General features: G+C 49.1%; 1 protein-coding gene. It reads right to left on the bottom strand.

Features of this window, described 5'->3' with window-relative positions; all coding sequences use genetic code 11:
- Window positions 1–642 (bottom strand): glutamyl-tRNA reductase (hemA, locus tag R7O13_RS28050; RefSeq protein ID WP_318305345.1); only part of this gene is annotated, 642 nt, incomplete at both ends.

The following is a 642-nucleotide window of genomic DNA, read 5'->3' on the forward strand; positions in this document are numbered from 1 at the left end:
TGCTGGTTCGCCTTGTTCCGCCGCACTTTGTAGTGCGCGTGTTGGGGCGTGAATCAGTTTGTTGGTGAGTTTATTACTAAGTTCGCGCAGTACTTTCTCCGGATCTGCGCCAGCTGCCAATGATTGCAGGCTTTTACTCAGTAACTCTTCACGTATTTCGTTCGCCGACTTACGATAATCGCGAATACTATCAACCGCTTGCAGTGAGCGTAGCCACGTCATAAACGACGCACTTTCTTCACTAACAATGGCTTCGGCCTGAATCGCTTCAACTTTACGTTGCTCAATATTGCTATCGATGATCGACTGCAAGTCGTCCACCGAATACAGATAAGCATCGCTCAATTCGCCAACTTGCGCTTCCACATCACGTGGTACAGCAATATCGACTAACAGAATAGGTTGATGACGACGTTGTTTCAGCGCTGTTTCAACCATGCCTTTACCAATAATAGGCAACGGACTCGCTGTTGAGCTAATCACGATGTCCGCTCTTGCGAGGTGGTCTGGGATTTCGTTCAGGCTGATTACTTCGGCACCAAACTGCTCAGCTAACCCTTGAGCACGCTCTTTGGTGCGGTTTGCGACTATCATTTTTGTGCAGCCGTTCGACGCTAAGTGCTTCGCGACCAGTTCGATGGT

This window comes from Vibrio sp. Y176 (assembly GCF_033438945.1).